Origin of the sequence: Paenibacillus alkaliterrae, from assembly GCF_021532375.1 — a bacterium.
Lineage (GTDB): Bacteria > Bacillota > Bacilli > Paenibacillales > Paenibacillaceae > Pristimantibacillus > Pristimantibacillus alkaliterrae.
In genome coordinates this window covers 46,583-54,799 of the sequence record NZ_JAKGAP010000030.1, presented here as the reverse complement: position 1 = coordinate 54,799, position 8,217 = coordinate 46,583, and the positions used below count along the sequence as shown (strand labels likewise).

Here is an 8,217-nt window from a genome sequence, read left to right as displayed (position 1 = left end):
AGGGGGGCTAGCCCCCCTTTGAATCTGACTCCCTTATGGCTAAAATCTAAAAAATTAAATCGGCTAAAAGATAAACTTTTATTCCGGCCTTGACAAACTCGTACAAGGTGACGTGCGTTTCTTCCTCCGTAAAGCCTTTGACTACCTCGGACCATAACAGGTTCCAATCTCCTTGCCGAAATATGGACGAATCCACACCTTCTTCGCTTCAATCTCGGGATGAGGTTTGGCCTTCTCAACGAGCTCGACAAAAATGGTGATCGGTATCTGGAACACATCATCACCAAGCCGTCCAAGAAATTTCGTCTTGTTGAGCTTGATGAATTGTATACCTGATCGTCGTTACACCGAACCATATCTCCAAGATCAAGCGTACGCAAGATATCGTTCTTCGTTTCCTTTGTAAGCTCTGCTTCCTTCCATGCTTTCGCAAGAGAGGGATCTGCGTTTTTCTGAACGAGGCGGACAAACCATCTCGCGTCAATTTAATATTGCTTACCATCCAACTGGCCAATGACCTTTCTCCGCGAATAATGCACGAATAGATAGGTTTTACCTGGCAACTAAGAATGAATCTCCTGGAATCAATTTCGCTATCTCTGCCTTATATGATTAAGGTCACTCATACGAATATCTCCTTCCAGACCCCCTTTCGCATGGGGAGGCTGTTGCTAAATCCCTCATGCAGGGTTGCTGATCGCTCGACTTATCGCGAATTATTGACCTTCTGCCTGCTTCTCATTCTCATACAGTTTCTCAAAACCCTGGTCATCCACCACGATACCGCAGCATCGGCAGCGAATATCTGAGGGGTCGTCCGGTAGAACTTTTTGATCGTCCCACTGCAGGACTCCCCTTGCGGGCAAGTGCTGCTCCGTTTCGCCGATAGTTGATCGGAAACGTGATTGGATTGTTGTACCGGAAGTTGCACGCTAAATGAGTTTTCGAAAATATCAAGGAAAATCGTCTGCGCCGTATACTTCAATGAAGTTAGTGTATAAATCCATCATAGCGCGCCAAACGGGGGGGATCGAGAAGCTGCTGTAATTGGCTAAGCGTAAAGCCGTACCCCGTGCGCAACCGCTGGCCGTTATAATATCCGGGACAGCTTGCGGTATTCCGTGGCGGAAATGCCCTCGTTCCGCCGGAATAGGCGGCTGAAATAATGAATATCGGCGTAGCCGACGCTTTCCCCGATCAGCTCGATCGAGAGGTCGGATTCGCGGAGCAGCCTTCTCGCTTCGCGGTGGCGTATGGATTGCACGAATTCGATTGGCGGCATGCCGGCAAGCTGTTTAAAGAGCTTCGCCGCGTGATCGAGGCTCAAATTGAGTCGGTCCGCAATCGATTTGTTCGTCCAAGCCTTGGCCGGATTTGCCTCGATCTGCTCCATCAGCTCAAAAAGCTTAAGGTCATGCTGGGAGGCAAGGAATGTCGAGCGCGATAATGGCAGTCGAAGTAATTGAGCCAGGATGTTCAGCATTAACGCCTTGCATACGAGCTCGTAGCCTAAAGGACGATTCGTAAATTCCTGAACAAGCTGTTCCATAAGCTGCACGCATACGAGCGGGGGCGTATAGACCGGGTTCAGAGACAATGGAGGGAAGACGTCGGATACGGCTTCATGGGCGAAGCGGCCGATGTCAACGGACGCCTCGTTCACGACCAAGTCCGCTTCCGTCTGGATCTGCAGTTCATCGAAAAAATCAAAATGAATGCCGAGAAAGCGGGTATCCGGCTTAGAAACGGCTTCATTCTGATGAAAGACGCCGGAAGGAAGAAAAATGAGCTGACCCGCAGTAATCGTGTAGCGCTGCCCCCGCATCGTTGTGGCCGCTTCTCCCTGGCTGACATAAAGCAGCTCGAAATCGTACAGCCTTCTCAGCGGCATGGACCCGGTCTTCAAGCGCTGGAACTGCGCGTAATGTATACTGGGCGACCACTCCCTGAAAGGAGCCTGGCGCTGACGGGGATAGATCAATTCTGACGGATTCACCGCATGGCCTCCTCGATTGAAAACTTGCATCCTCTTACAACGGAATTGTGCAAATAATCTCTTTTCCCGCTAAAGAATTTCATCCAGTAATCATTTAATCTATAAGTATTATTACATGCCATTCACTGAAATACAACGTAACGGAATCAGCTAAAAGAGGAGGAGAGCGATTGGAAACCGACGCTCTGCATGCAGACGGCGTATATTATTGCAAACGAGCCAGATTTACCTGTGAGCCCGATGGATCGGAGACGGTGGATTGGAGCTTCTGCGATTCCATGGCATTAACGGACACCGTGACGGGGCTGTCGCCTTATGAGCCTACGGAGGTGCGGGCTTGTTGGAGTCCGGACAGCTTGTACGTTCGTTTCTTATGCAAGGACAGTTATATCGTCTCGGGCTTTACGCGAAGGGACGATCCGCTGTACGAGCAGGACGTCGTAGAAATGTTTATCGACGAAGAAGGGCTGGGACGCCATTATTTGGAGCTTGAGGTCAGTCCGCGTAATGTCGTGTTCGACGCAAAGATCGAGAACGATGGCGTGGCTTCTATTACAGGAACGAATAAAGAATGGAGCTTCACCGGGCTGCAGACGAACGTCGAAGCGGATGGAGAAGGACACTTCATTTATTTCATCCGCATACCTTCCAATAATTTCAAGCGCAAGCCCGAGCAGGGAGTTAGCTGGAAAGTGAATTTTTACCGGATTGACGAGGGGAAGGACGGGACCAGGCAGTATCAGGCTTGGCAGCCGACCGGAGCCATCAATTATCATATACCGTCGAGATTTGGAACATTGGCATTCGTTTAAACCGATGAAAGAGAGGCGTTTGGGATGAAAAAAGGAATAAACATATGGTCGTTTAAAGAGGGCACCTCGATCGGGGAGTGCATACAGCTGGCGAAAAAGGCGGGCTTCGACGGCATTGAGCTGTCTCTGAACGAAACGGGAGAGCTGGGGCTTCAGGCAACCGATAAGGACGTCCGGGAAATTCGTGCCCGTCTGGATGAAGCGGAGCTGGAAATCGCAGGCTTGGCGACCGGCCTCTACTGGTCTTATCCGATGACGAGCGGCGATACAGCCAAGCGCAGCAAGGCGATTGACGTATGCAAGAAGCAGCTTGAGCTTGCGGCCGCGTTAGGCGTCGATGCGATTCTGGTCATTCCTGGCGCCGTAGGCGTGGACTTCATCCCGGGCGCCGAAGTGATCGACTACGATCGCGCATATGAACGCGCGCTGGAATCGATCGGCGAGCTGGTGCCATTCGCGGAAAGCGCGGGCGTGGCGATCGCCATCGAGAACGTTTGGAACAAGTTTCTGCTGTCGCCGCTCGAAATGCGTTCGTTTATCGACGCGCACGGCTCCAGCTTCGTAGGCTCCTACTTCGACGTGGGGAATGTCGTGCACAGCGGCTATCCGGAACATTGGATCCGTATTCTGGGTCACCGCATCAAGAAGGTGCACTTTAAGGACTACCGCCGTCAAGCGGGCGGTCTGCACGGCTTCGTCGATCTGCTTGCGGGCGATGTCGATTACCCTGCGGTTATGAAGGCGCTGGAATCGATCGGCTATGACAACTATGTAACGGCGGAAATGATTCCTCCCTATGCGCATCATTCCGAGCAAATCATTTTCAATTCGTCAGGCGCGATGGATGCGATTCTGGGACGCGCAGGCACTAAATAATACGAGGACAAAGGAGACTTTCTCATGTTAAAGGTAGGATTAATCGGATTCGGTTTTATGGGACGTATGCATTTTGACAATTATGTCCGCTTAATGGAGGAAGGTGCGCCGGTAGAGCTGATATCCATTTGCGACTTGCGGATTGAAGAGCTGAAAAACGGGGCAGCGTGGGGCAATATCGCGACGAAGCAGAATGTGTACGATTTGTCGCCGTACCGGCTTTACGACGATATACAAACGATGCTGGAGAATGAGCAGCTCGATATAGTAGATATTACGCTTCCGACAAATCTTCACGCGGACTTGGCCTGCTCCCTGCTGGAAAGAGGCATTCATGTCCTATGCGAGAAGCCGGTGGCGGGCACAGCGGCGGACGGCTGGCGAATGGCGGAAACGGCGAAGAACACGGGCAGCACGCTCATGATCGGACAATGTCTTCGCTTCTGGCCGGCTTATGAATATTTGAAGTCTTGCGTCTCGGACGGGCGCTATGGCGCGGTTACGGCCGGCAGCTTCTTCCGCGGGAGCGGCTCTCCGCAGGGCTGGTTCCTCGACGGCAGCCAAAGCGGCGGCTGTATCCTTGACATGCATGTTCATGATACGGATATCGTGAACTGGCTGTTCGGCAAGCCGGAGCAGGTGTCGACGAACGCGCGCAATGTCATTCCGGGCAGCGGCTACGACATCGTCTCGACGAACTATATTTACCCGGACGGCAAGGTGCTGAACGCGCAGGCGGATTGGACGCTTCAAGGCGATTTTGGCTTCGCGATGACTTACCGGGTGAATTTCGAAGGAGGAAACCTTGTCTTCGAGAACAACCAGGTGAAGGCCAATCCGAACGACGGCCCCGGCTTTATCGCCGAGTTATCGGAGGATATGGGCTATTACCGCGAAATCAAATACTTTATCGAGTCGGTCAGCAAGGGCGAGCCGGTCTCCATATGCACGCCGGAAAGCGCGGTGGAATCGCTCGAGATCGTCGAAGCGGAAATCCGCTCTGCTGACAAAAGAGGCGCGCTCGAAGCTTTGCAGGATAAGCAGCGGATTGAGATATAGGAATAGCCCCGAACGCGCATAGTGGCATTGCGTTCGGGGTTTTTTCATACAGATCATGTTAAGTTGGTAAATGCAAACCGGGCTCATTCATTAGAGTTCACCTCTACATAAAGATGATATTTATTGAAGACATCGATCATGGCGGTTTTTGCTTCTTCCTCATCGGGACCATGAATTTCAAGTTTATATGCAAGATTTTTGTATAGTGAAATACTTAGGCCAAGAATACTTTTGACGTCGACGAATTTCGTTTCACTGATGCAAAGGACGATGCTTGATTTAAAATTGGCTGCAGTTTGGTTAATGTCAACAATAGCCCGGATTTCAGCTTTCATAAGACAACCTCCGTTCAATATTTTGTTAGGAACCTGCGCTATCCTTCCTCATTGACTACAACCTCTTTTCCTCTCTTTTTCAACAAGACAGGAACAATAATCCAAAGTGCCGCGATAATTAAGAAAACGAGTGACAGCGGTTTTTGCAGGAAAATCATAAAATCACCGTTGGAAGTCGTTAACGCTCTGCGCATATTATTTTCAATCATCGGCCCTAGCACTAAGCCAAGCACGAGGGGAGCTAAAGGGTAATCATTCCGCGCAAGTATGAACCCGGCAACTCCGCAGCCAAGCAGCAGCATTAAATCAAAGATTTGCGCTTGCACGGCGTAAACGCCAAAAATAGAAATGGCGATAATGAGCGGGATCAAGTATTTCGGCGGCGTTTGAATGATCTTGGCAAATACTTTCACAAGCGGCATATTGAGAATAAGCAAAAGGAGATTTCCGATCAGCATGCTGGCAATTAATCCCCATACCACTTGAGGATGCTCCTCGAATAATAAAGGGCCTGGCTGGATGTTATACATGATTAAGGCGCCCATCAATATAGCTGTCGTCCCCGATCCCGGTATGCCGAGTGTAAGCAAAGGAATCATGGCTCCGCCGGATGCTCCGTTATTAGCGGATTCCGGAGCTGCTACGCCGGCGATATTTCCTTTGCCGAACGATTCAGGATTTTTGCTTATTTTTTTCTCCAAAATATAGCTGAAGAAAGAAGCCAATGTGGCACCGGCGCCAGGCAGAATGCCAATAAAAAATCCTAATATCGAGCCGCGGGTAATCGGGCCGGCGCTATCTTTTAGATCTTTCTTTGTCGGAAGAATACGTCCGATCTTCGCTGTTTGGCCGGTGGAGTAATCATTCTCCAATATCGTTTTGAATACTTCGCCCAGAGCAAATAGGCCGACCGCAACGGTTAAAAACTCGAGGCCGGAATAAAGCACCGGAATGCCAAAAGTAAACCTTGCGACACCCGACACCGTATCCATGCCGATAGTAGCCAGAAGTAATCCGAGTACCGTCATAATAAGAGCCTTCGTAATGGATTTGCCGGCCAAACCGCTGACGGCGCATAGTCCAAGGAGCATCAAGGAAAAATAATCCGCGGGCCCGAACTTAATCGCAACTTCCGATAATGGTTCAGCTACTACAATGAGCGCAATGACGGCAAATATTCCTGCGACAAAAGAGCCGATCGCAGATATGGATAAAGCAGCTCCAGCTCTTCCTTGCTTGGCCATTTGATAGCCGTCCAAGGTTGTTACGACGGAAGAGGATTCTCCCGGCGTATTGAGCAGGATGGACGTCGTTGATCCGCCGTACATCGCTCCGTAATAAACGCCGGCCAGAAGAATAATGGAGCTTGTTGCCGCCGCTTCCGGCGGCAATCCGCCGGTTATTGAAGCCGTTATAGGAATAAGCAGCGCGACACCGCTCATGGGACCTATACCGGGAAGTACCCCTACAGCCGTACCGATTAACACGCCGATAAAAGCGAACAGAAGATTACGCCAGTGGAAGGCGGTCGCAAAACCGTCTGCGAGAAATTGTAATGTGTCCATTCATATACCTCCTATTATCACGATAGCCATGACGGAAAGCCAGGCATCGAACCTTCGAGAATGACGACAAAGATGACGTAAACGCCTACTGCAAACAACCCGGAGATCAATATCGACTTCAGCCATTTTCCTCTTTCCAGCACTTGAAAGCTGACGAGGAGGAAGAGGAAGGTTCCGATGATATAACCGATCGTTTCTAACAAGAACGCATATAAAAACGCTGCAGCGAAGATGATTAGAAACCTTTTGTAATCGAGCTTTTCTTCCTTGCTGCTTTGATCTTTAGACTTCAATACTTCGTAGAACAAACGCAGACTTAAAAGAACGAGCAGCGCTCCAAGGCTGAAAGGGGCAATATTGGGACCTACGGTGCTTCCGTATGCCGAAGAACTGATGGTCGTGCTCTGCCACATAAAACCGATTCCTAGAAGTAAAAATACAATACTGGCATATCTATCGAAAACTTTGTTCAATGTCGTGCACCTCCTGTGATTAAAGAAAGAGGGGGAGAGAGACATGCCTCCCTCCCCTAATGAATTCGGTTACTTCTGCATGCCGAGCGCCGTTAACAGCTCTTGTATAACCACTTCTTGTTCTGCCAAGAAGGCTGCGAAATCGGTGGAATTTTTGTACTCGCTCGCCCAATCGTTTGCTTTCAGTTCTGTGTTCCAGGCTTCATTCTCGGAAAGAGCTTTCAACGTTTTGTCCCAAAATGCGATTTGGTCTGCTGTCATGCCTTTCGGGCCCAATACGCCGCGCCAGATCGTGAAATCTGCATCGATGCCCAGCTCTTTTAAAGTAGGCACATCCTTAAAGTCGCCGCCGAGCCGTTCATTGGAAGTAACCGCGAGAATTTTGATCTTGCCTGCTTTCAAATAACTTCCGAGGGAAGAGATATCGGTTCCGATCGCATCGGCATTATTGCCTAGCAAAGCGGCAATCGCTTCGCCCCCGCCGTCATAGGACAGGTATTTAATCGTTTTCGGATCGACGCCCAGCTTGAAGGCCGGCAGTACGCTGATTAAGTGGTCCATGGAACCGGGAGCGGAACCGCCCGCAAGCGTAACCTTTGAAGCGTCTGCTTTAATGTCGTCGATAAGGGCTTGAATGTCATTGTATTTGGAATCGGCAGCAACCGCGATTGCGCCGTAATCCTTCGTTATTTGTGCGAGAGGGGTGACATCCTTGTATCCGTACGGGCTGTTTCCTTCTTTTTTGAGATTGTTAATGAGAATAGGCGGTGAGCTTACAAACAGCTTGTAAGGGTCATCGTTGTCTTTCGCTACGTATTCGGCCAAAAATACGGTGCCGCCGCCGCCGGGTTTATTTTCTACGGTCATCGTCTGATCGACCAGCTTCGTTTCACCGAGTACCTTGGAGAGAGATCTTGCTGTTTTATCCCATCCGCCGCCGGCTCCTGAAGGGGCCGTGATCACGAGAGGCTTCTCCGGATATTTGGCGGCATCCGAGCCTCCTCCATTCGATGCTGTTCCACAAGCTGTAAGACTAACGACAACAAAAGCTGCGGCTACTATTGTTTTCCAATGATTTGTTTTGAGAACCATTCGATAATT

Annotated in this window: 8 protein-coding genes; 3 read left to right on the top strand and 5 right to left on the bottom strand. The window is 50.1% G+C overall.

Features of this window, described 5'->3' with window-relative positions; genetic code table 11:
* Positions 1–1,090 precede the first annotated feature (1,090 nt).
* Complete coding sequence (locus tag L1N85_RS14275; protein WP_235239635.1) at positions 1,091–1,996, bottom strand: AraC family transcriptional regulator; 906 nt, start codon at positions 1,994–1,996, stop codon at positions 1,091–1,093.
* Between the two features lie 170 nt (positions 1,997–2,166).
* Between L1N85_RS14275 and L1N85_RS14270 the strand changes: the two genes are divergently transcribed.
* The 3 genes from L1N85_RS14270 to L1N85_RS14260 are packed head-to-tail and all read left to right on the top strand — an operon-like array spanning position 2,167 to position 4,743.
* Entirely contained in the window at positions 2,167–2,808 is a 642-nt protein-coding gene (locus L1N85_RS14270) for a carbohydrate-binding family 9-like protein (RefSeq protein ID WP_235239633.1), read from the top strand.
* Between the two features lie 24 nt (positions 2,809–2,832).
* Complete coding sequence (locus L1N85_RS14265; RefSeq protein ID WP_235239630.1) at positions 2,833–3,684, top strand: sugar phosphate isomerase/epimerase family protein; 852 nt, start codon at positions 2,833–2,835, stop codon at positions 3,682–3,684.
* 24 nt (positions 3,685–3,708) lie between these two features.
* On the top strand, positions 3,709–4,743 hold the full coding sequence (locus L1N85_RS14260) for a Gfo/Idh/MocA family protein (protein ID WP_235239628.1): 1,035 nt from the start codon (positions 3,709–3,711) through the stop codon (positions 4,741–4,743).
* 83 nt (positions 4,744–4,826) lie between these two features.
* Here the strand turns inward: L1N85_RS14260 and L1N85_RS14255 are convergent, their stop codons facing one another.
* The 4 genes from L1N85_RS14255 to L1N85_RS14240 all read right to left on the bottom strand — a co-directional run bounded on the left by L1N85_RS14255 (position 4,827) and on the right by L1N85_RS14240 (position 8,208).
* Positions 4,827–5,078 carry an HPr family phosphocarrier protein gene (locus L1N85_RS14255; RefSeq protein ID WP_235239626.1) on the bottom strand — a complete coding sequence of 84 codons (252 nt, stop codon included), beginning with the start codon at positions 5,076–5,078 and terminating at the stop codon, positions 4,827–4,829.
* Between the two features lie 38 nt (positions 5,079–5,116).
* A complete protein-coding gene (locus L1N85_RS14250) occupies positions 5,117–6,643 on the bottom strand; it encodes a tripartite tricarboxylate transporter permease (protein ID WP_235239624.1) in 1,527 nt (508 codons plus the stop codon).
* 17 nt (positions 6,644–6,660) lie between these two features.
* Positions 6,661–7,116: a tripartite tricarboxylate transporter TctB family protein gene (locus tag L1N85_RS14245; protein WP_235239622.1), complete on the bottom strand. Its 456-nt coding sequence runs from the start codon at positions 7,114–7,116 to the stop codon at positions 6,661–6,663.
* A gap of 69 nt (positions 7,117–7,185) precedes the next feature.
* Positions 7,186–8,208 carry a tripartite tricarboxylate transporter substrate binding protein gene (locus L1N85_RS14240; RefSeq protein ID WP_235239620.1) on the bottom strand — a complete coding sequence of 341 codons (1,023 nt, stop codon included), beginning with the start codon at positions 8,206–8,208 and terminating at the stop codon, positions 7,186–7,188.
* Positions 8,209–8,217 lie beyond the last annotated feature (9 nt).

Bases quoted from the DNA above. Each gene is read 5' to 3' on its own strand.
- L1N85_RS14265 (WP_235239630.1), top strand. From the start codon at position 2,833: ATGAAAAAAGGAATAAACATATGGTCGTTTAAAGAGGGCACCTCGATC.
- L1N85_RS14260 (WP_235239628.1), top strand. From the start codon at position 3,709: ATGTTAAAGGTAGGATTAATCGGATTCGGTTTTATGGGACGTATGCAT.
- L1N85_RS14255 (WP_235239626.1), bottom strand. From the start codon at position 5,078: ATGAAAGCTGAAATCCGGGCTATTGTTGACATTAACCAAACTGCAGCC.
- L1N85_RS14250 (WP_235239624.1), bottom strand. From the start codon at position 6,643: ATGGACACATTACAATTTCTCGCAGACGGTTTTGCGACCGCCTTCCAC.
- L1N85_RS14240 (WP_235239620.1), bottom strand. From the start codon at position 8,208: ATGGTTCTCAAAACAAATCATTGGAAAACAATAGTAGCCGCAGCTTTT.